General features: G+C 66.3%; 22 protein-coding genes and 4 pseudogenes. 15 read left to right on the top strand and 11 right to left on the bottom strand.

The features are described from left to right. Nucleotides 1–322 precede the first annotated feature (322 nt). Nucleotides 323–2,662: a glycoside hydrolase family 95 protein gene (locus ACTHQV_RS18800; protein ID WP_440492259.1), complete on the top strand. Its 2,340-nt coding sequence runs from the start codon at nt 323–325 to the stop codon at nt 2,660–2,662. Between the two features lie 17 nt (nt 2,663–2,679). Next, a complete protein-coding gene (locus ACTHQV_RS18795) occupies nt 2,680–3,729 on the top strand; it encodes an alpha/beta hydrolase (protein ID WP_440492258.1) in 1,050 nt (349 codons plus the stop codon). A 37-nt stretch (nt 3,730–3,766) separates the two neighbouring features. On the opposite strand, the gene ACTHQV_RS18790 is transcribed toward ACTHQV_RS18795, so the two are convergent. Further along, a complete protein-coding gene (locus ACTHQV_RS18790; RefSeq protein ID WP_440492257.1) occupies nt 3,767–4,615 on the bottom strand; it encodes an alpha/beta hydrolase in 849 nt (282 codons plus the stop codon). 134 nt (nt 4,616–4,749) lie between these two features. On the opposite strand from ACTHQV_RS18790, the gene ACTHQV_RS18785 reads away from it, so the two are divergent. Together ACTHQV_RS18785 and ACTHQV_RS18780 are read left to right on the top strand one after the other, a co-directional pair. Continuing rightward, nucleotides 4,750–6,459: a tryptophan-rich sensory protein gene (locus ACTHQV_RS18785; protein WP_440492256.1), complete on the top strand. Its 1,710-nt coding sequence runs from the start codon at nt 4,750–4,752 to the stop codon at nt 6,457–6,459. After that, nucleotides 6,456–6,956: a DUF427 domain-containing protein gene (locus ACTHQV_RS18780; RefSeq protein WP_440492255.1), complete on the top strand. Its 501-nt coding sequence runs from the start codon at nt 6,456–6,458 to the stop codon at nt 6,954–6,956. The genes ACTHQV_RS18785 and ACTHQV_RS18780 overlap by 4 nt, the downstream gene beginning before the upstream one ends. A gap of 12 nt (nt 6,957–6,968) precedes the next feature. On the opposite strand, the gene ACTHQV_RS18775 is transcribed toward ACTHQV_RS18780, so the two are convergent. From ACTHQV_RS18775 to ACTHQV_RS18760, 4 genes are read right to left on the bottom strand one after another with little or no spacing between them, the layout of a single operon-like run. Then, nucleotides 6,969–8,552: a serine hydrolase gene (locus ACTHQV_RS18775; RefSeq protein WP_440492254.1), complete on the bottom strand. Its 1,584-nt coding sequence runs from the start codon at nt 8,550–8,552 to the stop codon at nt 6,969–6,971. A 53-nt stretch (nt 8,553–8,605) separates the two neighbouring features. Then, nucleotides 8,606–10,132: a DHA2 family efflux MFS transporter permease subunit gene (locus ACTHQV_RS18770; RefSeq protein ID WP_440492253.1), complete on the bottom strand. Its 1,527-nt coding sequence runs from the start codon at nt 10,130–10,132 to the stop codon at nt 8,606–8,608. 56 nt (nt 10,133–10,188) lie between these two features. Then, nucleotides 10,189–11,343, bottom strand: coding sequence for an HlyD family secretion protein (locus tag ACTHQV_RS18765; RefSeq protein WP_440492252.1), 1,155 nt, complete (start codon nt 11,341–11,343; stop codon nt 10,189–10,191). Then, nucleotides 11,336–12,799 (bottom strand): efflux transporter outer membrane subunit, encoded by a 1,464-nt coding sequence (locus ACTHQV_RS18760; RefSeq protein ID WP_440492251.1) that lies wholly within the window; start codon nt 12,797–12,799, stop codon nt 11,336–11,338. The genes ACTHQV_RS18765 and ACTHQV_RS18760 overlap by 8 nt, the downstream gene beginning before the upstream one ends. A gap of 88 nt (nt 12,800–12,887) precedes the next feature. Between ACTHQV_RS18760 and ACTHQV_RS18755 the strand changes: the two genes are divergently transcribed. Beyond that, nucleotides 12,888–13,520 (top strand): TetR/AcrR family transcriptional regulator, encoded by a 633-nt coding sequence (locus tag ACTHQV_RS18755; protein ID WP_440492250.1) that lies wholly within the window; start codon nt 12,888–12,890, stop codon nt 13,518–13,520. Nucleotides 13,521–13,597: 77 nt separating this feature from the next. After that, on the top strand, nt 13,598–13,969 hold the full coding sequence (locus tag ACTHQV_RS18750; protein ID WP_440492249.1) for a hypothetical protein: 372 nt from the start codon (nt 13,598–13,600) through the stop codon (nt 13,967–13,969). A 311-nt stretch (nt 13,970–14,280) separates the two neighbouring features. On the opposite strand, the gene ACTHQV_RS18745 is transcribed toward ACTHQV_RS18750, so the two are convergent. From ACTHQV_RS18745 to ACTHQV_RS18735, 3 genes are all read right to left on the bottom strand, one after another. Then, nucleotides 14,281–15,012, bottom strand: a complete 732-nt coding sequence (locus ACTHQV_RS18745; RefSeq protein WP_440492248.1) for a fatty acid desaturase — start codon at nt 15,010–15,012, stop codon at nt 14,281–14,283. A 26-nt stretch (nt 15,013–15,038) separates the two neighbouring features. Then, complete coding sequence (locus ACTHQV_RS18740; RefSeq protein WP_440492247.1) at nt 15,039–15,530, bottom strand: sterol desaturase family protein; 492 nt, start codon at nt 15,528–15,530, stop codon at nt 15,039–15,041. A gap of 249 nt (nt 15,531–15,779) precedes the next feature. Next, nucleotides 15,780–15,992: a hypothetical protein gene (locus ACTHQV_RS18735; protein ID WP_440492246.1), complete on the bottom strand. Its 213-nt coding sequence runs from the start codon at nt 15,990–15,992 to the stop codon at nt 15,780–15,782. 192 nt (nt 15,993–16,184) lie between these two features. Between ACTHQV_RS18735 and ACTHQV_RS18730 the strand changes: the two genes are divergently transcribed. Further along, nucleotides 16,185–16,319: a hypothetical protein gene (locus tag ACTHQV_RS18730; RefSeq protein ID WP_440492245.1), complete on the top strand. Its 135-nt coding sequence runs from the start codon at nt 16,185–16,187 to the stop codon at nt 16,317–16,319. A 27-nt stretch (nt 16,320–16,346) separates the two neighbouring features. Further along, a complete protein-coding gene (locus tag ACTHQV_RS18725) occupies nt 16,347–17,261 on the top strand; it encodes an NAD(P)/FAD-dependent oxidoreductase (protein WP_440492244.1) in 915 nt (304 codons plus the stop codon). 34 nt (nt 17,262–17,295) lie between these two features. Here ACTHQV_RS18725 and ACTHQV_RS18720 read toward each other — a convergent pair whose 3' ends face one another. Next, nucleotides 17,296–17,631, bottom strand: coding sequence for a hypothetical protein (locus tag ACTHQV_RS18720; protein ID WP_440492243.1), 336 nt, complete (start codon nt 17,629–17,631; stop codon nt 17,296–17,298). A 224-nt stretch (nt 17,632–17,855) separates the two neighbouring features. Between ACTHQV_RS18720 and ACTHQV_RS18715 the strand changes: the two genes are divergently transcribed. The 3 genes and pseudogenes from ACTHQV_RS18715 to ACTHQV_RS18705 form a co-directional block, all read left to right on the top strand. Beyond that, nucleotides 17,856–18,344, top strand: coding sequence for a GAF domain-containing protein (locus tag ACTHQV_RS18715; protein ID WP_440492242.1), 489 nt, complete (start codon nt 17,856–17,858; stop codon nt 18,342–18,344). Between the two features lie 79 nt (nt 18,345–18,423). Further along, nucleotides 18,424–18,648, top strand: a complete 225-nt coding sequence (locus tag ACTHQV_RS18710) for a hypothetical protein (RefSeq protein ID WP_440492241.1) — start codon at nt 18,424–18,426, stop codon at nt 18,646–18,648. Between the two features lie 420 nt (nt 18,649–19,068). After that, nucleotides 19,069–19,221: pseudogene (locus ACTHQV_RS18705) on the top strand (IS5/IS1182 family transposase); the annotation flags it as partial. 19 nt (nt 19,222–19,240) lie between these two features. On the opposite strand, the pseudogene ACTHQV_RS18700 reads toward ACTHQV_RS18705, so the two are convergent. Together ACTHQV_RS18700 and ACTHQV_RS18695 are read right to left on the bottom strand one after the other, a co-directional pair. Then, nucleotides 19,241–19,441 (bottom strand): annotated as a pseudogene (locus tag ACTHQV_RS18700) (transposase); the annotation flags it as partial. A 26-nt stretch (nt 19,442–19,467) separates the two neighbouring features. Then, nucleotides 19,468–19,671: pseudogene (locus tag ACTHQV_RS18695) on the bottom strand (IS3 family transposase); the annotation flags it as partial. Here ACTHQV_RS18695 and ACTHQV_RS18690 point away from each other — a divergent pair. The 4 genes and pseudogenes from ACTHQV_RS18690 to ACTHQV_RS18675 all read left to right on the top strand — a co-directional run. After that, nucleotides 19,667–19,810: pseudogene (locus ACTHQV_RS18690) on the top strand (arsenical resistance protein ArsH); the annotation flags it as partial. The pseudogenes ACTHQV_RS18695 and ACTHQV_RS18690 overlap by 5 nt on opposite strands. A 334-nt stretch (nt 19,811–20,144) precedes the next feature. Continuing rightward, a complete protein-coding gene (locus ACTHQV_RS18685; protein WP_440492240.1) occupies nt 20,145–20,636 on the top strand; it encodes a MarR family winged helix-turn-helix transcriptional regulator in 492 nt (163 codons plus the stop codon). Beyond that, the gene (locus ACTHQV_RS18680; RefSeq protein ID WP_440492239.1) at nt 20,633–22,357 is read left to right on the top strand and encodes an FAD-dependent monooxygenase; all 1,725 of its coding nucleotides are present in this window, start codon (nt 20,633–20,635) and stop codon (nt 22,355–22,357) included. The genes ACTHQV_RS18685 and ACTHQV_RS18680 overlap by 4 nt, the downstream gene beginning before the upstream one ends. 323 nt (nt 22,358–22,680) lie before the next feature. Next, the gene (locus tag ACTHQV_RS18675; RefSeq protein WP_440492238.1) at nt 22,681–23,244 is read left to right on the top strand and encodes a WYL domain-containing protein; all 564 of its coding nucleotides are present in this window, start codon (nt 22,681–22,683) and stop codon (nt 23,242–23,244) included. The last annotated feature ends 178 nt before the right edge of the window (nt 23,245–23,422 follow it).

Raw genomic sequence — 23,422 nt, 5'->3', positions numbered from 1 at the left:
CGCCCACATGTCCCTTCATCTAAACTACAATGTCAAATAGCACTCCCTGCTCCAAACCCTCAGGTCGAAGCGCCAGCAAGCCGGCGATAGAGAGACCGGAACCACATGACACCAACCTCTCGGTCAGTGCCAGGTCCCGGTTGAAGCAGAAGCGACCGTGTCGGCCACCGCTGCGGTGACACCCATCTAGGTGGAGGCGATTGGGAGGTCAACAGCTATTTTCGATTCGCGGGAACAAAATCTTCGGAAAGCAAACGTGGCGACGTCTGGCGGGCCCTCCACGGCGCTTGTGCGAGGCGATTTACCGCCTAGTCTCCGCGGCATGACCCAGCTTCCCCGCACCGACCGCCGTACCGTCCTTAAGGGAGCCGCCGCCGGCGTGGCCGCGGCGGCGTTGCCGGTACAGGCTGCCTCGCCGGCTTCGACGGCCGCGACGCTCTGGTATCGGCAACCCGCGACGCTTTGGACCGAGGCGCTGCCGGTCGGGAATGGCCGGTTGGGGGCGATGGTGTTCGGTGGGGTCGAGCGCGAGCGACTTCAGCTGAACGAGGCGACCTTGTGGAGCGGGGGTCCCTATGATCCGGTCAACCCGGCGGCGCGTGCGGCATTGCCCGAGGTTCGGGCGCTGATCGCGACGGAGCGCTATGCCGAGGCAGAGAAGCTGGCCAACGCCAAGGTGATGGCGACGCCGCTCACGCAGATGGCGTATCAGCCGCTCGGCGACCTGATCCTCGAGCTGGTCGGGGCAGGGGCAGCGAGCGACTATCGTCGATCGCTCGACCTGGCGACGGCGACGGCGGATACGCAGTTCACGCTCGGCGGTACGCGGTTCCGGCGCGAGGTCTATGCCGCACCGGACGACGCGGTGATCGTGGTCCGGTTGCGCGGGGACAAGCCGTTCGGATTGTCGGTAGGGATGACTTCGCCGCAATCGGGCGTCCGCGTTTCGGCGACCGGCGATGTGCTGATGATGACCGGGCGGAACGGCGCGCGGACGGGGATCGCGGCGGCGCTACGCTTTGCCGCGCGGGTGCAGGTCTCAGCCGGGCGGGGGCGGGTAAGGGCGGTCGGTGATCGAATTGAGATCAGCGACGCGCGCCGCGTGACGATCCTGCTGACGATGGCGACCAGTGTTCGCCGGTTCGACGACGTCGGCGGCGATCCTGAAGCAGCGACGCTGCAGATGATCGAGCGGGCGCGGGCAAAGGGAGAATCACGGATTCGGCAGCAGGCGCTGGCAGCGCATCGCGCGCTGTTCGATCGGGTGAAGCTCGATCTAGGCGAGACCCCGGCGGCCCTGCGGCCGACCGACGAGCGCGTCGCCGTCGACCGGATGGCCGAGGATCCGTCGCTTGCCACGCTATATTTCAACTATGGCCGCTATCTGCTGATCGCGTCGTCGCGGGCAGGGGGGCAGCCCGCGAACCTGCAAGGCATCTGGAACGACAAGGTCGATCCACCGTGGCAGTCCAAATATACCGTCAATATCAACACCGAGATGAACTATTGGCCGGCCGAGGTCACGGCCCTACCCGAATGCATGGCGCCGTTCGTGGCGATGATGCGCGAGCTGGCGATCACCGGCGAGCGGACCGCGCGGACGATGTACGGCGCACGCGGATGGGTGTGCCACCACAATACCGATGTGTGGCGCGCAACCGCGCCGGTCGACGGCGCGCAATGGGGGTTGTGGCCGACCGGCGGCGCGTGGCTGTGCACGCATCTGTGGGATCACTACGACTATGGCCGCGACCTCGACTATCTTCGCTCGGTCTATCCGATTCTGCGCGGGGCGGCGCTGTTTTTCCTCGATACCTTGCAGGTCGATCCGGCGAGCGGCGGCCTCATGACCAGCCCGTCGCTGTCGCCCGAAAATATTCATCCCAAGGGGGCGTCGATCTGTGCCGGGCCGGCGATGGACAATCAGATATTGCGCGACCTGTTCGATCAGGTCGGTCGCGCCGCCAAGCTGCTGAACACCGACGCCGTCTTCGCCGCCGAGATCACCGCCGCCCGCGCGCGCCTTGCCCCCGACCGGATCGGTGCCGCCGGGCAGTTGCAGGAATGGCGCGAGGATTGGGACATGGCCGCGCCCGAGCCGAAGCATCGCCATGTCTCGCACCTCTATGCGCTATTCCCGAGCGATCAGATCAGCCCCGACCGCACGCCTGACCTCGCCGCCGCCGCCCGCCGGTCGCTGGAGTTGCGCGGCGACGAATCAACCGGGTGGGCGACGGCGTGGCGCGCGAATCTGTGGGCGCGGCTGAAGGATGGCGACCATGCGCACCGCATCCTCGCCTATCTGCTGGGGCCGGCGCGGACCTATCCTAATCTGTTCGATTCGCACCCGCCGTTCCAGATCGACGGCAATTTCGGCGGCACCCGCGCCATTGCCGAAATGCTACTGCAGAGCCGTGACGACGAGCTGCTGCTGCTGCCGGCACTGCCGCGTGCCTGGGGCCAGGGGTCGATCACCGGCCTGCGCGCGCGGGGCGGCCTCGGCATCGACCTGCGCTGGCGGGGCGGGCGGCTCGACGAAGCGGTGCTGCGGCCGGGCATCGCCGGTCGGCGGCAGGTCCGGCTGAACGACGTGACCACCACCATCGATCTTATCCCCGGCCGCATCGTCCGCCTGCGCGGCGAGCGGCTGATTCCTGCCTGACCCTTGGAGCTGGACGAATGAAGACGATCCTCGCCGCCCTCGCGCTGCTGTCGCCCGCCATCGCCGCCGCGCAGGTCGCGACGCCCGCCCCCGCCGCGGTCGCCGGTGCCAAGCCGATGAGCGTCGAGCGCATTACCGTCCATTCGCCAGCGGTCGAAGGCAATCTGGAGGGCAACAGCGCCGACCGCCCGGTCATCGTCCTGCTCCCGCCCAGCTACAGGACGTCGCGCAACCGCCGTTATCCGGTCGTCTATGCGCTACACGGCTATTCGATCGGCGCCGACCAATGGGCGAGCGAGATCCACGTCCCGCAGACGATCGAGGCCGCCTTCGCCAAGGGTGCGCGGGAGATGATCGTGGTGATCCCCGACAGTAAGACGATGCACAACGGCAGCTTCTATTCACGGTCAGTAACAGTCGGAAATTTCGAGGATTTCATCGCGCGCGATGTGGTCGCCTATGTCGACAGCCATTACCGCACCGTGCCGAAACGCGAGAGCCGCGGTCTCGCCGGTCATTCGATGGGCGGTTATGGCACGACCCGCATCGGCATGCTGCATCCCGACACGTTCGGCGCGCTCTATATCATGAGTCCGTGCTGCCTGCTGACCCGGGCGCTGGGCGTGACCGATGCCGAGCAGGAGAAGGTGTTCCGCGCCATGACCTCGCCCGCCGACAGCGCCAAGCTGAACTGGGGACAGCGCGCGCAACTGGCGACCGCCGCCGCATGGTCGCCCAATCCGAAGGCGCCGCCGCTCTATCTCGACCTGCCGATCAAGGACGGGGTGCCGCAGCCCGACGTGCTCGCCCGCTGGAACGCCAACACCCCGATCGCGATGTTCGACCAGCATGTCGGCCACCTGCGCCGCTATCGCGCCATCGGCCTCGACGTCGGCGATCGCGACGGGTTGAAGGACGGCGCCGAACAGCTGCACGCGGCGATGGACCGCTATGGCATCAAACACCGCTATCAGGTCTATTCGGGCGACCATACCAGCGGCGTCGCGACGCAGATGCAGACGGTGGTCATCCCGTTCTTTTCGGACGCGCTGGTCTTTCCGAAATAGGGTCAGGGGGCGGGGGGCGGGCCCCCTCGATCATGAACTACGGCGTCGGCCCGGTGTCATAGGGCGGGGCGGGGTAGAGCCAGCGCAACGCCGCTTCGGCTGCCGTGTGATACACGGTCGCATGGGTCGCAGTGGCGCGGTAATCGGCATAGCGCAGCGTCACCCGTCCCGCCGGCAGCCGATCGATCATCGCGCGCAGACGGTCGACCCCGTCCTGCATCGTGCCGCCTTCATCGGCGACCGCGAGGAACAGGCGCGTGTTCCTCGCCCGCGCCAGAGCGGCGGCGGCAGCGGGGCCGAGCGACCGCCGATCGTCCCACCAAAGGCTGGGGCTGATCGCGACATAATCGCTGAACGCCGACGGTTCGGTGAGCAGCGTGTCGACCACGAACAGCCCGGCGAGCGATTCCCCCATGATCGCGCGCCTGCTACCGGTGCGGTAGCGGCGCTCGACGAACGGGATCACCTCCTGCGTCAGGAACCGGCGAAACCGCGCCGCACCACCGCCTTTGGGAAACGCGGCGACATAGCGCGGATCGCTGGCAGGCGGCGTCAGCTCGGCCTGCCGGTCGCGGGTCTGAATGCCGACGACGATGAACGGTCCGAACGTCCAGCTGAGCGAGGCGAGACTGCCGAGTGCCGCGATATGCCGGAAATCCTGGCCGACCGCTCCGTCGAGCACATAGACGACCGGATAGCGATCGGTCGACGCGGCATAGTTGTCGGGCAGCCAGACATTCACCTCACGGACGTTGCCGAGAATGGCAGAGGGCAGGTAGTGCCGGGTGCCGATGGTGATCGGCTGCGACGCCGGGGCAGGGGCCTGTGCCGGGGCGATCGCCGGAAGCGCGAGCAACGGGGCGGCGATCGAGGCGCGGATCATCATGGTCGGAGTATGGCGGTTACGCCGGGCCGGACAAGCCGTGGACGCTGCGAAACCAATTGCCCGTCGGGGGCCCCTCAAACCCGCGTGCGACCCGAAGGCGCTTCGACCGTTATGCGCGGCGAAGGAGAGCCGCCATGTCCCGTTCCGTCCTCATCACCGGTGCCAGCGTCGCCGGCAATATCGTCGCATGGTGGCTGGGCCGGGCCGGGTTCGACGTCACCGTGGTCGAGCGCGCGAGCGAATTTCGCGATGGCGGGCAGAATATCGACGTACGAGGGCCGGGCCGCGAGGTGCTGCGTCGCATGGGGCTGGAACGGACCGCGCTCGACCAGGGTACCGGCGAGGAGGGGACCGCCTGGGTCGATGCCGACGGCAAGGTCGACGCCCAGTTCCTGACCAGCGATCAGGACGAGGACGGCCCGACCGCCGAGATGGAGATTTTGCGCGGCGATCTGGCGCGGCTGCTCTACGAACCGGCCAAGGAGCGTGCGACCTATCGTTTCGGCGATCATATCGCGACGATCGATCAGGCCGGCGACGGCGTGACGGTCGGTTTCGCCGGTGGCACGACCGCACGCTATGACGCGGTAATCGTCGCGGAGGGTGTCGGATCGACGACGCGCGAACTGGTGTTTCCGGCGGAGAACGAGCCGCGCTGGATGGACCTGACCATCGCCTATTTCACCATTCCCCGTACCGCCGACGACGACCAACTATGGCGCTGGTACAATGCGCCGGGCGGGCGCAGCGTGTCGCTCCGCCCCGACCGCCATGGCACGACGCGCGCGATGCTGTCGGTGCAGCAGCCGCCCGGCGGCGAACAGGATTGGGACGTCGCCCGGCAAAAGGCGTGGCTGCGCGACCGTTTCGCCGATGCGGGGTGGCAGTCGCAGCGGGTGCTGGACGGCATGGACGATACCGACGATTTCTATTTCGACGTGCTGCGACAGGTGCGGATGCCGCGCTGGTCGAACGGTCGGGTCGCGCTGACCGGCGATGCCGCATGGTGCGCCACGCCGATCGCGGGCTATGGCACGACGTTGGCGGTAACCGGTGCGTACGTGCTGGCACAGGAACTGATCGCTCACGCCGATGTCCCCGCCGCCTTTGCCGCATACGAAGCACAGATGCGGCCGATGGTCGAGGATGCGCAGGGGGTGCCGAAGATCGCGCCGCGGCTGATGAACCCGCACAGCCGGATCGGCATCCGCCTGCTCCACAATGCGCTCGACTTCGCGAGCCGTCCGGCGGTGCGCAAGCTGTCGGGCAACCTGTTCGGCGGCGATACGCCCGAACCCGATCTGGCGCGCTATCTGCCCGAAAGCGAGCGACCGGCACCGGCACCGGAGAAGACCGGGCTGTCGCCGCTGCTGGCGCTCGGCATCGTCGGCGCGGTGCTCGGCGTCAGCGCGCTGGTCGGGCGGCGCAACGCGCCCGATCCGTCGCACCCCGGCATCCGCCGCTGGTATCGCCGCCTCGACAAGCCCGACTACACTCCGCCCGACGCCGCGTTCGGCGCGGTGTGGCCGGTGCTCGAAACGGGCCTCGCGGTCGGCGGCTACCGCTTGCTGCGCGAACCAGCCGGGCCGATGCGCAACGCGGCGGTCGGCGCATGGCTGGTCAACAGCGCGATGGTCGGGGGCTGGACGCAGCTCTTCTTTCGCGAACGGCAATTGGGGGCGAGCGCGGCTGCGTCGGGCGCGATGATCGCAACCGGCACCGCCTATGTCGTGACCGCCGCCAAGGTCGATCGCCCGGCGGCGGCGCTGGGTGTGCCGTTCGTCGCATGGCTCGGTTTCGCGACGCTGCTCGCAACACGCATCTGGCAGGACAACGAGCGATGAGCCCTTGGCCAAAGCCCGATCCGGTCGGCCCCGGACAGACCAGCGTCTGGGACTATCCGCGCCCCGCCATCGCCGTGCCGAGCGACCGCCATGTCGAGATCGAGTATCGCAGCGTGATCGTCGCCGACACTCGCGCCGCGATCCGCACGCTGGAAACCAGTCATCCGCCCAGCTGGTATATTCCGCCCGGCGATATCGCGCCGGGGGTGTTGCAACGCTCGCCCCGCCGCTCGCTGTGCGAATGGAAGGGGCAGGCGGTCTATTGGCACCTCGCCATTGGCGACGAACTGCTCCGCGACGTCGCGTGGAGCTATCCCGATCCGACCCCTGCCTTCGCGATCCTGCGCGATCATGTCGCCTTCTATGCCGGGCCGCTCGACCGGTGCAGCGTCGACGGCCAGCGCGTCGTGCCGCAGCCGGGCGGCTTCTACGGCGGCTGGATCACCCCCGATCTGGCCGGCCCGTATAAGGGCGTGCCGGGCAGCATGGGGTGGTGAACTTGGCGGGCGTCACGCCACCGGCACGAACGCCAGATGCTGGAAATCATAGCTGAAATCGGCAAGCGGCGAGAGCGCCTTCATGCTAACGCCGGTGATCCGACCATCGGCAATGGCGAAGGTGACCACCGCATCCTCGCCCGCGCCCTTAGGGAAACGGGTGCGGAAGCTGTCCGGGCCCCAGGGTTCGAGCGGCCCCTTGAATGCCGGGGTCGGCACGAAATCGATCGCCAGTTTCCCGCGCCGTTCGGTGACGACGATATCGCCATACCATGGGTCGCGATAGCGCCCGGCATAGCGGGCGATCGGCAGCGACGGTCCGCCCGGCGGCGCCTTTTCCACGCCGCCGGCGACGCTCGCCAACGCCTCGGTCTGGTTCTGCTCGATGCGCTTGCCGAAGAACGCGATCCAGTCGAAGGCGGGGGCATCGATCAGTCGGTCGAGGATCGCGTTACGGATCGGCTGCGACACGCCGTCTTCGACATTGGTCAGCACCGATACGGCGATCCCACGCGTCGGCAGCATCGCGCTGTGCGTGACCTGCCCCGACAGGCCGCCGCTGTGCTGGATCATCTGCAAGCCGCGATAATCCTGCACGAACCAGCCCAGCGCATAGGTTTGCAGGATCGGGCGGACCGGGTTTTCGGCGGTCGCGCCGCTGGTCGACGCGGTGATGGTGGCGGGCGTCCACATCTGCTTCGCCTGTTCGGCCGACCAGATCCGCTTGCCACCTGCCAGCAACCCGCCGGCCAGCTGCGCCTGAAACCATTTCGCCATGTCGGCGACACTGGCGTTGATGCCGCCCGCCGCGTCGACCATCGGCCCTTCGTCGGCAGCGATCACCTCCAGCTTGCCCATGCCCCGCACCGGCGGCCCGAGCCGCGCATGGCGACCGGCGACGTCCGGGTCGTTGGCACGCCGGGTCGGCGAGGCGTCGGCCATGCCCAGCGGATCGAACAGCCGCGTCTGCACGAACCGGTCCCAGCCCATGCCCGACACCCGTTCGATCAGCAGCCCCGCGACCAGATACAGGATGTTGTCGTAATCATAGCCATCGCGAAACCCACGCACGGGTTTGAGATGGGGCAGGGCCTTCAGCGCATCGGCCGCGACATGGCTGCCCGCCGGAAAGAACATCAGGTCGCCCGCACCCAGCGGCAGGCCCGAGCGATGCACCAGCAGGTCGCGCACCGTCATCATCGGCGTGACCGCGGCATCGTACATGCGGAAATCGGGCAGGTGTTTGACGACCGGATCGTCCCATCCGATCTTCTTGTAATCGACCAGCAGTGCCAGCGCGGCCGCGGTGAATGCCTTGCTGTGCGACGCGATGCCGAAGCGGGTATGGATATCGACCTTGTCGGGCCGGCCCAGCGTACGGACGCCATAGGCGCGGAGCAGCGGCGGACGATTGGGTCTGAGGACGGCGATGGCGACGCCCGGCGTCTGATAGGCGCGCATGAAACCGTCGACGATCGCGTCGATCTCGGCATCGTCCGCCTCCGCCGCACGCGCCCATGCCGGCACCGTCGCCGCACCCGCGCCGGCCAACGAATAGGCGAGCAACTGCCGCCGCGACGTCGTGAATCCGCTCATGATCTTCCCCCCGGTCGGGCGATCGTAGCGGTTATGCGGCGGGGCGCCAGTCCCTAGTGCGCCGCCCCCGGTCCCGCCATTCGCGCGGGGCGGGGGGCCAGCCAGATGATGAGCGCCGCCCCGGCAAAGATGATCGCCGACAACAGGAACATGTGGTTGATCGCCAGCGTGCTGCTTTCCTGCGTCACCGTCATCTCGATCGCGCCGCGCACCTGATCGATCGAGAAGCCTTGCGCGGTCAGCGCCTGTTGCGTCGCATCGGTGTCGAGCCGCGACACCATTTCGCTGCGGGCGACGGTCATGTTGTTGGCGTACAGCGTCATCGACACCGACGTGCCGATCGCCCCGGCCATGGTGCGCAGGAAGCTCATGACGCCCGCCGCCGACGCCGTCTCCTTCGGATCGACCGCACCCAGCGCGATCGTGGTCAGCGGGATGAAGAAGAACGGCATGCCGAACCCCTGCAACATCTGCGGGAAGGCGAGCGTCCAGAAATCGGAGCCGGTCGTCCATCCGACGCGGAGAAGATTGCACCCCGCGATCCAGAAGATGCCGAAACACACCAGCGCCCGCGGATCGCGCTTCTTCAGCATCTTGGCGACGAACGGCGACATGATGACCGCCCCCATCCCGTTAAAGGCGGTGGCATAGCCGGCATAGGTCGAGGTGTAGCCAAGGCTCGCCTGCAACCATTGCGGAATCAGCACGACCGACGCGAAGAACGTCCCGAACGCGAAGGACAGCGCCGCGACCGCGACGGTGAACCCCCGGTGGCGGAACACGCGCAGGTCGACGATCGGCTGCCGCTCGGTCAGCTCCCACGCGACGAACACCGCCGCGCCGACTGCCGCCACGATCGCAAGAATGACGATCGTCGGGTCGGTGAACCAGTCATGTTCGCGCCCGATGTCGAGCATGATCTGCAACGCCCCGATCCACAGGATCAGCAGCGCCAGACCGATCTTGTCGACCTTCAGCTTCTCGCGCTTCGTCTCGGCGGGCTTCAGCAGCCGCAGTGCGCCGAACACGCAGAAGATCGCGACCGGAATGTTGATGAAGAAGATCCAGTGCCACGACCAGCTGTCGCTGATCGTCCCCCCCAGGATCGGGCCAAGAATTGGCGCGGTGACCGTCGTCATCGCCCACATGCCCATCGCCTGGCCATGTTGTTCGCGCGGAAAGACACGCAACAGCATCGTCTGGGTCAGCGGCATCAGCGGGCCGCCACACAGCCCCTGACCGATCCGGGCGACGACGATCATGGCGAGGCTGGTCGACAGCCCGCACAGCACCGAGAAGACACCGAAACCGATCATGCCGATCACGAAGGTCCTGACCGTCCCGAACCGCCCGGCCAGCCATCCGGTCAGCGGCACGCAGATCGCCTCCGCCACCGCGTAGGAGGTGATGATCCACGTGCCCTGGCTGGTCGAGATGCCGAGCGATCCGGCGATATGCCCGACCGAGACGTTGGCGATGGTCGTGTCGAGCACGACCATGAAATTGGTCAGCGCCAGCACCAGCCCGGCCAGCCACAGCGTGGCACCGCTATAGGGTTTGAAATCGTCCTGGCCGGCCATGCCGCCTTGCTCCCTTCGTGCTCCCCGCCCTCGTCAGGGAGGGGAGATCGTCCCGACTACCGCCCCGAAACGTCCACCTCGGCGGTCATCGACAGCCCGACGCGCAGCGGATGCGCCTGCAATTCCTTGGGATCGAGCGCGACGCGTACCGGCAGCCGTTGCACGACCTTGATCCAGTTGCCGGTCGCGTTCTGCGCCGGGATCAGCGCGAACGCCGATCCTGTCCCGCCCGAGAAGCCGACCACCCGGCCATGATATTCGACATCGTCGCCATACAGGTCGGAGGTCAGCTTCACCGGCTGGCCGGGCTTGACCTTGGTCAGCTGGCCTTCCTTGAAGTTCGCATCGACATAGGCGCTGTTGACGGGGACGATCCGCATCATCGTCGTGCCCGCCGCGACGCGCTGGCCGACCTGTATGGTGCGGTTGGCGACCACGCCGTCGATCGGCGCGCGGATGACGGTGCGGTCGAGGTCGAGCTGCGCCTGTCGCACCCGTGCTTCCGCCGCCAGCACGTCCGGGGCGGTGTTGGACGTTGCGCCCTGGACCAGCGCCTGATTGGCCGCCAGATTGCCCGCCGCGGCGCTACGCTGCGACGCGGCCTCGGCCACCGCTGCCCGTGCCTGTTCGAGCGTCGCGCGTGCCGCCGCCAGCGCGTTGGTCGCCTGCGTCAGTTCGTCGCCCGATACCGCGCCATTGGGGGCAAGCCGCTGCCGCCGGTTGAAATCGACCTGTGCCTTGTCGAACGACGCCTGTGCCGATGTCAGCTGCGCGCGGGCACTGACCACCTCGGCGCCCTTGGCCTGCACCTGCGCCGACAGCGCGCCGCTGGTCGCCGAGGTCTGCCCGAATTCACGCCGTGCCTTGGCCAGATCGGCCTGTGCACTCGCCAGGGCGATGCGCGCATCGCTGTCGTCCAGGCGGACCAGCACGTCGCCGCGCTTCACGCCTTGCGTTTCCGAAGCCCCGATCGCGATCACCTGTCCCGCGACCATCGGCGTAATCTGCGCGGTTTCGGCGCCGACATAGGCATTGTCGGTCTCGACATAGTTGCTGCCGACCAGCGCATACCAGCCACCATAGCCCGCGCCGGCCAGCAGCACGACGGCGGCGATGCCGCCCAACAGCTTCTTGCGCTTCGACGGGGCAGGGGTGTCGGCCGCGGCCTTGGCATCGGCGAAGCTGCGGTCGGCGGGATCGGCATCAGCCATGGGTCAGGTCCTTCGTTTGCTGTGCGGTGGCCGGGGCGGTGAACCCGCCGCCCAGCGCCCGGACCAGCGCTATATCGAGGGTAAAGGCACGCGATTGCAGATCGGCGACGATCCGCCGCGCCTGCAACACCCGGTCCTGCGCGACCAGCACATCGGTGAAACGCGACAGGCCGCCTTCGAACCGCTGCCGCGCGACGTCGTATCCGGCCTGCGCATCGGCCAGCGACTGCTGCGATTGCGTCAGCCGCGTGGTCAGCGCGCGCTGGCTGGCCACCGCATCGGCGACCGCGCGATAGGCGTCGGTGACGGTCCGGTCGTAATCGGCGACCGCCGCATCGAAATCGCCGCGCGCCACGCGGTACCGCCCTTGCAACTCGCCGCCGCGAAAGATCGGGAGGCTGAAGGCCGGACCGACGCTGCCCGCGGTCGATCCGCCGTTGATAAGGTTGCTAAGCCCCAGGGACTGGAGGCCGAACACCGCCGACAGGTTGAACGACGGGTAGAAATCGGCACGCGCGACCTTGATCCGGCTTGCCTCCGCCTCGACCCGGGTGCGCGCCGCGACGATATCGGGCCGGCGCGCGATCAGGTCGGTGGTCACACCGATCGGCAGCCCGCGTGCGCCAATCGTCGCGGCGGGCGGGGTGATCGTCAGCCCGCGGTCCGGCCCCTTGCCGAGCAGCGCGGCGATGCGGTTGCGGGTCAGTGCGATCGCCTCGTCGGTCGCCGCCAGATCGGCACGCGCCGCCGGCACCGCCGATTCCGCCTGTTTGAGTTCCGCGCGGGTATCCAGCCCACCAGTCACCCGGTCGGCGGTCAGCTTCGCGGTCTGCTGCCGCACGTCCAGCGCCGCCAGCGCCACCATGCGTTCGGCGAACAACCGCGCCAGATCGGCATAGGCATCGGCGATATTGGTCGACAGCGTCAGCTGTGCCTGCGCCAGATCGAGCCGTGCCGCCTCCGCGTCCGACCGCGCCGCGGCATAGGCCGCGCGGTTGCGCCCCCACAGATCGAGATCGAAGCCGAGTTCGCCCTGCACCCGCCCGGTGTCGTTCCACCCTTTCGGCACGAAATCGGCGGGGATACCGTTATTGTAGCTCTGCTTGGTCAGGCCGACATTGCCGGCGACGCCCAGCGTCGGCAACCGGGCCGCGCCCGCCTGCTGCGCATAGCCCTCGGCCCGCGCGATGCGCGCAGTCGCGGCGGCAAGGTCGGGCGAACCCGCGAGCCCCTCCGCGATCAGCACGTCGAGCTGCGCATCGCCATAGCCCTGCCACCAGTTCGCTGCCGGCCAGGCGGTATCGCCGGTCGCGGCAAGGCTGCGATCGGCGGCGAAGCTGGCGGGAGTCCGCGGGGTCGGCGCATCGGCGAGATGCGGCACGCTCGCGCAGGCGGACAGGAGCAGGACCGCAAGCGGCGCCAACGGGCGGGCCTGCCGGAAAATCTGGCGTGTCATGGCGAAAACCGTACTAATGGGTACGCTTCGCTCCATGATCCTGCTGGTTGCGCCTGTCAACGACTTTCTGTACCAAGGGGTACAGTTTATGATGCCTACCGAAGAACCCGTCCTGGGCAAGCGCGAAGCCCGCAAACAGGATCGCCGCGACGCGATCATCGCCGCCGCGCGCCGGTCGTTCCTCGAGGACGGCTATGCCGCCACATCGATGTCGGGCCTGCTCAAGACGCTGGGCGGGTCGAAGGCGACGTTGTGGAGCTATTTCCGGTCGAAGGAGGAATTGTTCGCCGCGGTCGTCGCCGATGTGACCGCCGCCTTCCGGCAGCAGGTGACCGGCGAATTGCTGACCCCCGGCGACATGGAGGCGACGCTGGTCAATTTCTGCCGCGTGTTCATGAACAAGACCGCGCATCCCGATGCGGTCGCGACCTGGCGGCTGGTCGTCGGCGAAAGCGGTCGTTTCCCCGAGGTCGGGCAGATTTTCTACGAGCAGGCCGCTCTGCATATCGAACGCGCGCTCGCCACCTATCTGGCCGGACAGATCGCGGCGGGCCGGCTGCGCGACGAAGGCGCGACCGACATGGCGCGGGTCCTGATCGGGATGGGCGGCGCGCAGCAGAACCGCCGGCTATGGGGCGTCGAGTCCGCACCGGCCGATGGCATGGAGGGGGAGGCGCGACGCTTCGTCAGCTATTTCCTGCGCCTGTTCGCGCTCCCCTGACGCCGTTCGTCGCGCGGGCGAGTCAATTCGACTCAAGACGGTGGATCGGTGTGAATCGCCGACTCATCGTCGCGCGCATGAAACGGACGATCTGGCACCGCTGCGGTCATGCGCAGCAACACGAGCTTTTCGGCAGCACCGCCGCCGATTGCATCCGCGACGAACGGCGGCTGGAGCGGCAGCGCTGCGCCGATTGCACGGCGGCGGCGCGCGTCGAACAGGCGGCGGCCTGTCGCGCGGCGATCGCCGGCCACGTGCTGCCGCCGCTGACCGGCAGCGCGCGTCAGGTGGCCTGGGCCGACAAGATCCGCACCGAACGGCTGGCGAAGCTGCTGCGATCGCATCCGGACTGCATCACCGACCTGGCCACGCGGGTCGACGCGAAATGGTGGATCGATCACCGGCAGGCACCCGACGACGCGCTGCTGCGACCGACCGTCACCGCCTGAGCCGCCGTTTCTCAAGCCGATAACAAAGATTATGTAAACTGCGCAGTTGTAGTTCGCGCGGAATTGCGCGGATCGCGATTCGGCCTTGCGATCTGGGATGTTCTGGTCCGCTTGATGAGGGGCAGCATCGTAGTCGATGCGCGGGTGATCATCGGAACGATCTTCCAGATCACCCTGCCGTTCGAAGGCGATCTTGCTCCGGTCTAATCGGGTCGGACCACCGCAGCCGTCGAACTTATGACCATGTCGATTGCGTTGTCGCCGCTAACCGTGACACCGCCTTCAGCATGGCCCGGCGGACCGGCCGGCGATCAACCTTCGCGGACGGATCCGGCCGACAACCGGCGCCGCGCCGGCAATCCCCACCATGGCGTGCCGGGATACAGGTGGTGTTCGTGATGATATCCGCCGAAATGGAAGCAGGTCAGCAGCGACAGGACCGGCCCCACCTTGATACTGTGCGCGCGGTGCCCGTCGGCGAACGGCGCATCGCTCTCGCGATGGGGCAACCACGTTCCGAAGAGGAAGAGTTGCGCCACCGCGCCCAGCGCGGGCACGGCCCAGAATGCGACGATGTTGCCGAGCGTCGCGCCGAAGCCGAAGATATAGATCAGCGCCATGACGGTGATGCGCACGATCTGCCCGTGCGAATAATAGGTCCGGAAGAATTGCAGGAACCAGCGGGAAAGTCGCGGATCGCCGTCGTGAAAATCCGGATCGCCGGGCCGCCCCGCATGTCGGTGGTGCAGATGATGCTGCGGTAGCAGCACCGCATAGGACAGGCAGGCGTATAGCGACAGGCTGATCGTGCCGATCGTCCGGTTCAACTGCGGATAGCCGGGGGCAAGCGCGCCATGCATCGCATCATGGGCGACGATGAACAGTCCGGTGCTCAGCCAGGTCTGCACCAATATCAGTGCGACGGCGATCGGCACCGTCCCGGCATTCCACTGCCAGAAGAAGATGCCGCCGACATGGATCGTCAGCCACGCGCCGATGATCGCCAGCGACAACGCCACGCCGACGACCGTCTGATGGCGCATCGCTGCGGATCGGGCCGCGCCCGACCTCACCGCTCTGCGTCTGCCGCCAGGCGCTCGTCGTGCCGCCTGCCGGCCGCTTCGGCCTCGCGCCGGCTCGCATTCGCGCGGAGCTGCGCCTTCAGCACCGATGGTTTGCGGGCGAACAGGAAACCGTGGCTGACGGTACCGTCCTTGCCTTCGACGGCATGGTGCAGACGGTGCGCCTGCAGCAGCTTCTTGAAATAGCCCTGCTTGGGCACCCACCGGAAACCGCCGCGCTGATGCACCAGCATGTCGTGCACGAACGCATAGATGCCGCCATACACGGTGATGCCGAGTGCCGCCCACCACAGCGGTTCCCACCACAGCCCGACGACGAACAGGACGATCGGCACGATCGCAAAGACGACGGCATACAGATCGTTCTTCTCGAACCACCCGTCATGGTCTTCGTGATGCGACTTGTGCCAGCCCCAGCCCCAGCCATGCATGATGTATTTGTGCGCCGCCCAGGCGAAGCACTCCATGAACAGGACCATCCCGACGACGATCGCAAGTTTCTCGATCCAAATCACCGGGACGGGCCTTTGCACGATGCGGCGGGCAGGAAGACGCGGAACAGCATGGGACCCACATAAGGCATAGACCCGGTCGATGCGAGGGCGCAGGCGGTCAAATTCCACCGGGTGTGACGACCGATCCGGGGATCGGAAGCGAACCGGTAACGGCGCCGCCCGATCGGATCCGCCGCACGGAACGCACGGCGACGGGCGATGGCAGTTGCCCCCTTACCGCTCGTCCGCCTGTTCGCGGATGTCGGGAAAGCTGTACGCCGACGGTTCGTCGTCGAAGGTCCCCTTCGCGAACACGGCGATATCGCCCGGCACCACTTCCTGCCTCGCCCAGCGGTCCCACCCGATATGAACGAAGTCGGGCGTGCCGAAGACGCGGACCGCACGGACATATTCGTCGCCGCGAAAGCCGATGAAATGAAGCGCCATAGTCAGGGTCGGTCCGCCGTGCCGTGCGCGTGGTCGATCATGTCATCTGCAATTACGCGCGCCGTTGGTTGTTCCGCCGAAGCGACCAGCGGACCCGGCGACGCCTTTTCCGTCCACCTCGGCCCTGCCCGTGCGGATCGGAACGACAACCGCGCAATCCCGTTCGTTACCCGGCAAGCGTAGGAGCCGTGCATGAACCCGATGCCAAGCAGCGATCCGGAGACGAACGACGATGCAACGGAGGTCGAGAACGAACCATCGAGCAACGATAAATCCACCCCAGACCTGCCCGACGACGTGGCGGAAAACCTCGGCGATTTCGCGTAGCAGCCGCACCATGCGACGGGGGGTTTGATGCGGATCGGGATCGTCGGGGCGGGCATGGCGGGGTTGTCCTGTGCGCAGGCGCTGCGCCTGCACGGGCACGAACCGGTGCTGTTCGACAAGGGCCGCGGGCCGGGCGGGCGGATGTCGACGCGCCGGCTGGATACCGTGCTCGGGCAGGTCTCGTTCGATCATGGCGCGCAATATCTGACGGCGCGCGATCCGGCCTTCGTCGCGCAGGTCGCGAATTGGGCCGATGCCGGGCATGTGGCGCGCTGGCCGGCGGCGGGTGCCGATGCCTGGGTCGGCACACCGGCGATGAACACGCCGATCCGGGTCATGGCGCAGGACCATGACGTGCGGTGGAACACGCGGATCGACGCGATCGCCCGCGACGGCACATGGCGGATGGGCGACGAAGCGTTCGACGCGGTGGTCATCGCCGTACCGGCGGAACAGGTCGCGGCATTGGTCGAACCCCACGACCGCGCTTTAGCCGATACCGCCCGCTCCGCCGTTTCCAGCCCGTGCTGGACGGTGATGGCGGCATTCGACCGTCCCGTGCCGACTGATCGCGACCGATGGACGAACATCGGAATCGTCGCCTCGGCGGTCCGCAATTCGGCAAAGCCCGGGCGGACCGGCCCTGAAGCATGGGTGTTGCAGGCCGACGAGGACTGGTCGCGCGACCATCTAGAGGACCAACCCGAAGCGGTCGAGCAGACGTTCCTCGCGACCCTGACCAAGCATATCGGCGTTGACCTGGAAAATATCGTCGCGACCAGCGTCCATCGCTGGCGCTACGCAAAGGCATCGCCGCTGGATCACGGCGCGGTCTGGAACGCCGCGATCGGGCTCGGTGCCTGCGGCGACTGGCTGATCGCGCCGCGCATCGAGGCCGCGTGGCTGTCCGGACGGAAGCTCGCCCAACGGATCGGCGGCTGACGCGAACGGTCTGCCGCTGTGTCAACGGTTGCGATCAGCGCTGTTTTTTGGTGATCGTCGCGGTGAAGTCGGGATCCTTCTTCGCCACCCAATCGACGAATTTGCGCACGTTCGGCCGATCCAGCAGCGCAGCCACATCCATGCCGTTCCGCTCCAGTTCGGAATTGGTGAAATTGGCGATCAGCGTCTGCTGGCAGATCGGATGCATCGGCACCACGTCCCGCCCGCCCCGGCTCTTGGGCACGGGATGGTGCCAGACGATGGTCTTGCCGGTGGGTCGGCCGCACAGCCAGCATGGCACCGGGGCGGGCGGCGCGTCGTCTTCCTTTGGAAGATGGTCGTAGGGGTCCTGTTTGGAACGTCTGGCCATGGCTCGATCTGACTGTCTCGGTTGGTCGACGCCTATAGCGAGGCGATCCCGCCGATCCCAGAGCGTTACCGGATCAACCGAGGCGGACCGACGCAGCCATGCGGCACGGTTCGAACGGCATGTTCGGGGAACGCAGGTTTCGACAAGACCCTTCGCGATCTGCGCTTTACCCAAGCCGCTGAAAAGTTTAGCCTTATTCTTACAAAAAGTGAGGAGGCGACCCGATGGGAGTGTACGAGCCCAATCTGATACACGAATCGCTGCGACAGGCAGCCGTCGATCGGACCGGCATCGTACGTCGCCCCAAACATCCGGCGCTACAGGCGATCGTCGAGGACGCGGCACGGCTGGCCAGGGCCCCGATCGCGGCGGTGACCATCATCGATCAGGCGCGGCAATGGTTCGCGGCCCGGACCGGGCTCGACGATGAGGAAGGTCCGCGCAGCGACGCCTTCTGCGCCCACACCATCCTGCGCCCGGGCGAACCGCTCATCATCCTCGATGCGCTGGAGGATGTCCGGTTCGCGCAGAACCCCGCGGTGCTGGCGGATCCGCATATCCGCTTCTACGCGGGGATACCACTCGTCAACCGCGCGGGCTACGCGCTCGGCGCCCTATGCGTCGCCGACACCCAACCGCGATCGGAAGTGTTCGACATCTACCGGCTGAGCCATCTCGCCCGCAGCGCCGAGCGACTGGTCAGCGCGATCTGACGCATTCGTCACCGACGCGGCGTCCCGACCTGTTTCCAAATCGGCCGCCGTGCGTTCCTTCGCGACGAAGGAGAATGACATGCCGGAAGAACCGATTGACGGGCAGGCTGCTACCAGCTTCGCCGGACTCCCCATTCAGCCGACCGGATCGGGGGCACAGGACCTCGACATCGCCTATGAACAGATGCGGCTTTCGGAAGCGCAGCAGGACCCGCGAAACGTCCCGCCGCAGGAAGTCGCCGATGACGCGATGCCCACGCTCGACGACGAAGCCGCTCGGATAAGCGCCGCCCATCCCAGTTGACGGCCCCGGCCTGCCGGCCAGGCTGCGGCGCGTCGACCCGGTCCCCGGATGCTCTGCGAGGACGTCGTGATCAGCGTGATCGCGATCCCCACTCCGTTACCCTAATTCGCGACTACGGCGTCGTCGAAGACCCGGTCGCGATCGGGCAAAGCAGGCCCGGCACGGCGGATCATGACGCTGAAGCCGCAACCACGCCGCAAAGATAAGACCCGCACAAACTACAGTAAGAGTTTTACTGAACCTGCCGGCACCTTTGGTTATCGACCGGCAATACCGTAGAGATGGCAGTTCAATCCGCTACCGCTACGGCCATCTTCTACGGTGACGGGTGCCCGCCCCCGGATCTCAAGAGTTGTGGACTCTTAGGATGCCCGAGGCCGACATGATCTGACCCAAGGTTGCTTTCTATGGGAAGCAATCATGGGTGTGCTGGACCGGCTGATCCTGGCTGATCAGCAGTGGGGACGGATGTCGCGCCACATAATCGGCGGCGAGCGGACGCGCGGTTCATCGGGCTGCGACAACCGGGCATTCGTGGAAGCGGCGCTGTGGATCGTGCGGACGGGTTCGCCCTAGGGTCAGGACTCGTTGGTCATAGCCAGAAGATGACGGTGGCTGCGAGCGCTACGGCAGAGAAGAAGACGGTTGGGCAGCGGTCGTAGCGGGTGGCGATGCGTCGCCAGTCCTTGAGACGGCCGAACATGATCTCGATGCGGCTGCGGCGCCGGTAGCGGCGTTTATCGTACCTGATGGGCTCGTTGCGCGATTTGCGACCCGGGATGCAAGGCTTGAGCTGCTGCCGGTTTCGCGGACACGAAGTTAAGCTACCTGCGCTTGCCGCTTGAAGTCCATGGGGCTGAGATAGCCCAGCGTCGAGTGGCTTCGCGTCGGATTGTAGAAGCGTTCGATGTAATTGAACACGTCGGCCTTCGCTTGATTGCGCGTTCGATATGTCTTCCGGCCGATGCGTTCGGTCTTCATCGACGAGAAGAAGCTCTCCATTGCCGCGTTATCCCAGACGTTGGTCCGCTTCACGATCCTGATGAGACCGCACGCCGCCCGGCTTGTCGACCGATACTCGGAACGGAAAGACGCTGGCGTTGCGATCAACGCGGCAACCGACCTGTCCAGCATCGCGACGGCCTTACAGGAACGTAGCTGACCTAATGGCACCTGGTGGCTCGACTGCGATAACCGGACTTCTCCTCGTAATCATCGACGAGGGCTCAAGCCCATGGCTGGCAGGACCCACAACCGGTCATTCCAGGCCTTTCTCGTCTACCCAACTTCCGCCATTCGTTCATTTGGACAGCTTAGAAAGCTCAAAGCCTCGACCCTACCCGCACGCCACAAGTTTTCTTCGACAGCCGTGGTAGAATGAGAATCCTTGGCCTTCGAAGGCTCATGCGTGATCGATGGAGCCGCAGGGGTGGGAACCCTCTGCTAGTCGTAGGTATTTAGACAGCATATTGTCATAACGACAGGATGCTAATTTAGTGGTCAACGACGATGTTTCTGTGAGAGATCTCGCGCTTGCGGTCTTTGAGACCAATGGGCGTTTGGTAGACGCCGGCAACGCATTGGTCCGCCCGGCCGGGTTGACGACGGCGTGGTGGCAGGTGCTGGGGGCTCTGGGCTATTCGTCGCATCCGCTGCCCGTCGCGCATATCGCCCGCAACATGGGGCTGACACGGCAGGCGGTGCAGCGCGTGGTCGATCTGCTTGTCGACCACGGCCTGGTCGAACAACGGCCTAATCCGCATCACCAGCGTGCGAAGCTGATTGTCCTCACGCCCGAAGGACGCGCCGCGCTGACCAAGGCCGAACAAGCCGTCGCGCCGCTCGACCAGGCCATCCTCGACCGGATCGGGCCGGAGCGCCTTGCTATCGCCGTAACTGCGCTACGCGCAATGAACGCAGCGATGGCCGACTATTTCGCAGACATCCCGCCATCATTCGTCGCCACGGACGAGGAGGACCTCGCATGACCAGTTCAACTTCCGACACTCGGTTCGACGCCGACGTCATCATCGTGGGTGGCGGACCGATCGGCCTGACCACGGCCTGCGCGCTCGGCCATCACGGGGTCGACTGCCTGCTGATCGAGCAGCGGCACGATGTGAAGGAGTGGTCGCGCGCCAACAACCTGTGGGCGCGCCCGCAGGAGTTGCTCGCCAGCATCGGCGTCCGCGACGCGATCGCCGCAAACGCCTATGCCATCACCCAGGTCAACACGTTGCTCAACGGCCGCGTCGTCGATCCCGTCGCGATCGCGGACGTGCCCAGTCCCTATGGTCCGGTCCTATACAGCGGGCAGGACGTCATCGAGCGCACGCTCGCCGAGCAGGCGCGGGCAAAGGGCGCGCGCATCGAGCAGGGGCGCAAGCTGACCGGCTTCGTCCAGGACGATGACGGTGTGACGTTGACGATCGTCGATGTCAGCGACGATGACGAGACCAAGGTCGCCGGGACCGAGCGGACGATGCGTTGCCGCTACATGATCGGCGCGGACGGGGCGAAGGGCTTCGTCCGCCGCGAACTGGGCCTCGACTTCGTACCCGACAAGCTGCCGAACTGCATGAACCGGCAGGTCGATGCGAAGCTCAGCTGGCGGCGCTCGACCGATTTCGACCATCTCTGGTTCTTCTATTATCCGCGCGGTTTCTGCGGCGTGCTGCCCGTTTGGGGTGGCTACCACCGGCTGTTTTTCCTCGCTGACGATACCGGCATTCCCGACCGCGATCCGACGCTGGAAGAGATGCAGGCGATCGCGCGCGAGGTGACGCAGGACGAGACGCTGACGCTGACCGACCCGATCTGGCTGACGCACAGCCGTTTCCAGCATGGCGCGTCGGCGCACTACGCCAAGGGGCGGGTGCTGCTGGTCGGCGACGCGGGCCACCTCTCGCTCCCCGCAGGCGGACAGGGCATGAACTCGGGCTTCCACGACGCGATCGGGGTGGCTTGGCGGCTCGCGATGATGCTGGCCGGCACCGGTGATCCGGTCCTGCTCGACTCCTACGACCACGAGCGTGGCGGCGAGCATCGCCGGCTCGATGCGCAGCAGGTGCGCGGGTTCCAGAACAGCGTCTATCGCGGCAGGGTGAAGGATACCGTCATAGACGTCGCCGCTCGCTTTCTACCGAACATCGGCACGCTTATTCAGGGTAGCGCCGACCTGCAGCAACTGACCGTCGGCTATCCCGACAGCCCGATCAGCGAGGACCATCTCGGCAGCGTGCGCGATCTGCTGAGCCGCCATGCGCCCAAGGCGGGCGAACGGGCACCGGACGCGAAGCTCGTGGCAGCGGACGGCGCCTCGACGACGCTGTTCGCCCAGCTTTACAACCCCGATGGCCAAAGCTGGGGGTGGACATTGCTCGCATTCGACGGACGCAACCCCGATGCCATGCCAACTCTGCGGAAAGCGATCGCGACGGTCGCTTCCTGGGAATGGGTGAGGCCGAGGCTGGTGCTGGGGGCGTCCGTTCCCGAAGCCGATGACGCCATGACGCTATCGGACCTCGATGGCGAGGCGCATACGGCCTATGGGATCTACGACGAGGCTGCGTTGGTCCTCGTGCGCCCCGACGGTCACATCGCTTTCCGCGGCCGCGCCGATCGTCCAGACTTACTCCTTGCCTATTGTAAACGTGTGTTCGCCGATTCGAATGACATGCCAACAACGACGATAGCGAAAGCGGGCTAGACCGCGAAAATGCGTATGCACGGCGGAGGGATCCTTCGCCGCGCGGTAAGTTTGGATGAGGGAACTCCCGCCCCCGTCACAATGACGACCTACAATCGGTCATTGAACGCCCCCTGTCCGCTCACCGACTTCGGCCATTCGTTCAGGTTGAATCCTCGCAGCAGCGCTGGCCTACCGCAGGAAAAGGATTCGTCTAAAGAGTGGTCTAGCATTCCACCGTTTGACGCTGGCCAAATGGACTGGGTCAGTGGCAGCCGCCAAAATCCAAAACAGAAATCATGCGCGATTGGCCGATCCCTTGGGGATCACCGCGTCGATGCTCCATGCTCGAGGTGATCGCAGATGGAGCCGGCGAACGCTTCGAGGCGCTGCCCATGCCCAAGCGCAACTGCCCACCCGAGGTCGTCCGGCAACTCTACCAGGCGATGGACAGAGGGCTGCGGATCAGCATCGACTACGTCTCGATGAGCTCGGGCCGGACCGCGCCGCAGTGGATCGCACCCGCAAGGATTGGCTACGACGGCGAACGCATCCACTTCCGCGCGTGGAGCTACAGGCACGCGGAATGGCGCGACTACCTGCCGGTCCGCGTTTCAGAGGACAGCGCCTTCATCGTCGAAGCTCTGCCCGAGCCGCTGCCGCGCGACGACGAGTGGGAGAACCGCGTCCGGGTTGAACTCCGACCGAAGTCGGGGCTCTCCGAGGAGCAGCGTTCGGCCGTTCTGGTAGAATACGGCATCGGGGACGCCGGACTCGTGGTCGAGAGCAACGAGGCGCTGGCCTTCTATCTCGATCGCCGCTGGGGTCTCGATCAGCCAAACGCCCGTCTGGTACGTGCGCATGGCGCATTCGCCCCCGACGCGGCAATCCATCGTTTCAAAGGCTAGAACCCAGGTAGCGAGGCAAGTAGCGACGACACCGCCGCACGCAGACCCGTGACCCGATGCGAATTCATTGACGTCCTCGGAAGCCGATTCTGTGGAGCCTACCTAGGTGTTCAGTCCCGGCATCTGGTGGATCGGATTTACGATGAACCGGTCTGGCTCTGACGTCCAGATCTTGGTG

Source organism: Sphingomonas sp. SAFR-052, from assembly GCF_051965015.1.
Lineage (GTDB): Bacteria > Pseudomonadota > Alphaproteobacteria > Sphingomonadales > Sphingomonadaceae > Sphingomonas.
Note: the sequence above shows the minus strand (reverse complement) of the source record. Positions and strands in the feature narration are given on the sequence as shown.

Excerpts from the sequence above, each read along its gene's own strand:
- ACTHQV_RS18800 (WP_440492259.1), top strand. The coding sequence starts at position 323 with ATGACCCAGCTTCCCCGCACCGACCGCCGTACCGTCCTTAAGGGAGCC.
- ACTHQV_RS18795 (WP_440492258.1), top strand. The coding sequence starts at position 2,680 with ATGAAGACGATCCTCGCCGCCCTCGCGCTGCTGTCGCCCGCCATCGCC.
- ACTHQV_RS18790 (WP_440492257.1), bottom strand. The coding sequence starts at position 4,615 with ATGATGATCCGCGCCTCGATCGCCGCCCCGTTGCTCGCGCTTCCGGCG.
- ACTHQV_RS18785 (WP_440492256.1), top strand. The coding sequence starts at position 4,750 with ATGTCCCGTTCCGTCCTCATCACCGGTGCCAGCGTCGCCGGCAATATC.
- ACTHQV_RS18780 (WP_440492255.1), top strand. The coding sequence starts at position 6,456 with ATGAGCCCTTGGCCAAAGCCCGATCCGGTCGGCCCCGGACAGACCAGC.
- ACTHQV_RS18775 (WP_440492254.1), bottom strand. The coding sequence starts at position 8,552 with ATGAGCGGATTCACGACGTCGCGGCGGCAGTTGCTCGCCTATTCGTTG.
- ACTHQV_RS18770 (WP_440492253.1), bottom strand. The coding sequence starts at position 10,132 with ATGGCCGGCCAGGACGATTTCAAACCCTATAGCGGTGCCACGCTGTGG.
- ACTHQV_RS18765 (WP_440492252.1), bottom strand. The coding sequence starts at position 11,343 with ATGGCTGATGCCGATCCCGCCGACCGCAGCTTCGCCGATGCCAAGGCC.
- ACTHQV_RS18760 (WP_440492251.1), bottom strand. The coding sequence starts at position 12,799 with ATGACACGCCAGATTTTCCGGCAGGCCCGCCCGTTGGCGCCGCTTGCG.
- ACTHQV_RS18755 (WP_440492250.1), top strand. The coding sequence starts at position 12,888 with ATGATGCCTACCGAAGAACCCGTCCTGGGCAAGCGCGAAGCCCGCAAA.
- ACTHQV_RS18750 (WP_440492249.1), top strand. The coding sequence starts at position 13,598 with ATGAAACGGACGATCTGGCACCGCTGCGGTCATGCGCAGCAACACGAG.
- ACTHQV_RS18745 (WP_440492248.1), bottom strand. The coding sequence starts at position 15,012 with ATGCGCCATCAGACGGTCGTCGGCGTGGCGTTGTCGCTGGCGATCATC.
- ACTHQV_RS18740 (WP_440492247.1), bottom strand. The coding sequence starts at position 15,530 with ATGGTCCTGTTCATGGAGTGCTTCGCCTGGGCGGCGCACAAATACATC.
- ACTHQV_RS18735 (WP_440492246.1), bottom strand. The coding sequence starts at position 15,992 with ATGGCGCTTCATTTCATCGGCTTTCGCGGCGACGAATATGTCCGTGCG.
- ACTHQV_RS18730 (WP_440492245.1), top strand. The coding sequence starts at position 16,185 with ATGAACCCGATGCCAAGCAGCGATCCGGAGACGAACGACGATGCAACG.
- ACTHQV_RS18725 (WP_440492244.1), top strand. The coding sequence starts at position 16,347 with ATGCGGATCGGGATCGTCGGGGCGGGCATGGCGGGGTTGTCCTGTGCG.
- ACTHQV_RS18720 (WP_440492243.1), bottom strand. The coding sequence starts at position 17,631 with ATGGCCAGACGTTCCAAACAGGACCCCTACGACCATCTTCCAAAGGAA.
- ACTHQV_RS18715 (WP_440492242.1), top strand. The coding sequence starts at position 17,856 with ATGGGAGTGTACGAGCCCAATCTGATACACGAATCGCTGCGACAGGCA.
- ACTHQV_RS18710 (WP_440492241.1), top strand. The coding sequence starts at position 18,424 with ATGCCGGAAGAACCGATTGACGGGCAGGCTGCTACCAGCTTCGCCGGA.
- ACTHQV_RS18680 (WP_440492239.1), top strand. The coding sequence starts at position 20,633 with ATGACCAGTTCAACTTCCGACACTCGGTTCGACGCCGACGTCATCATC.
- ACTHQV_RS18675 (WP_440492238.1), top strand. The coding sequence starts at position 22,681 with ATGCTCGAGGTGATCGCAGATGGAGCCGGCGAACGCTTCGAGGCGCTG.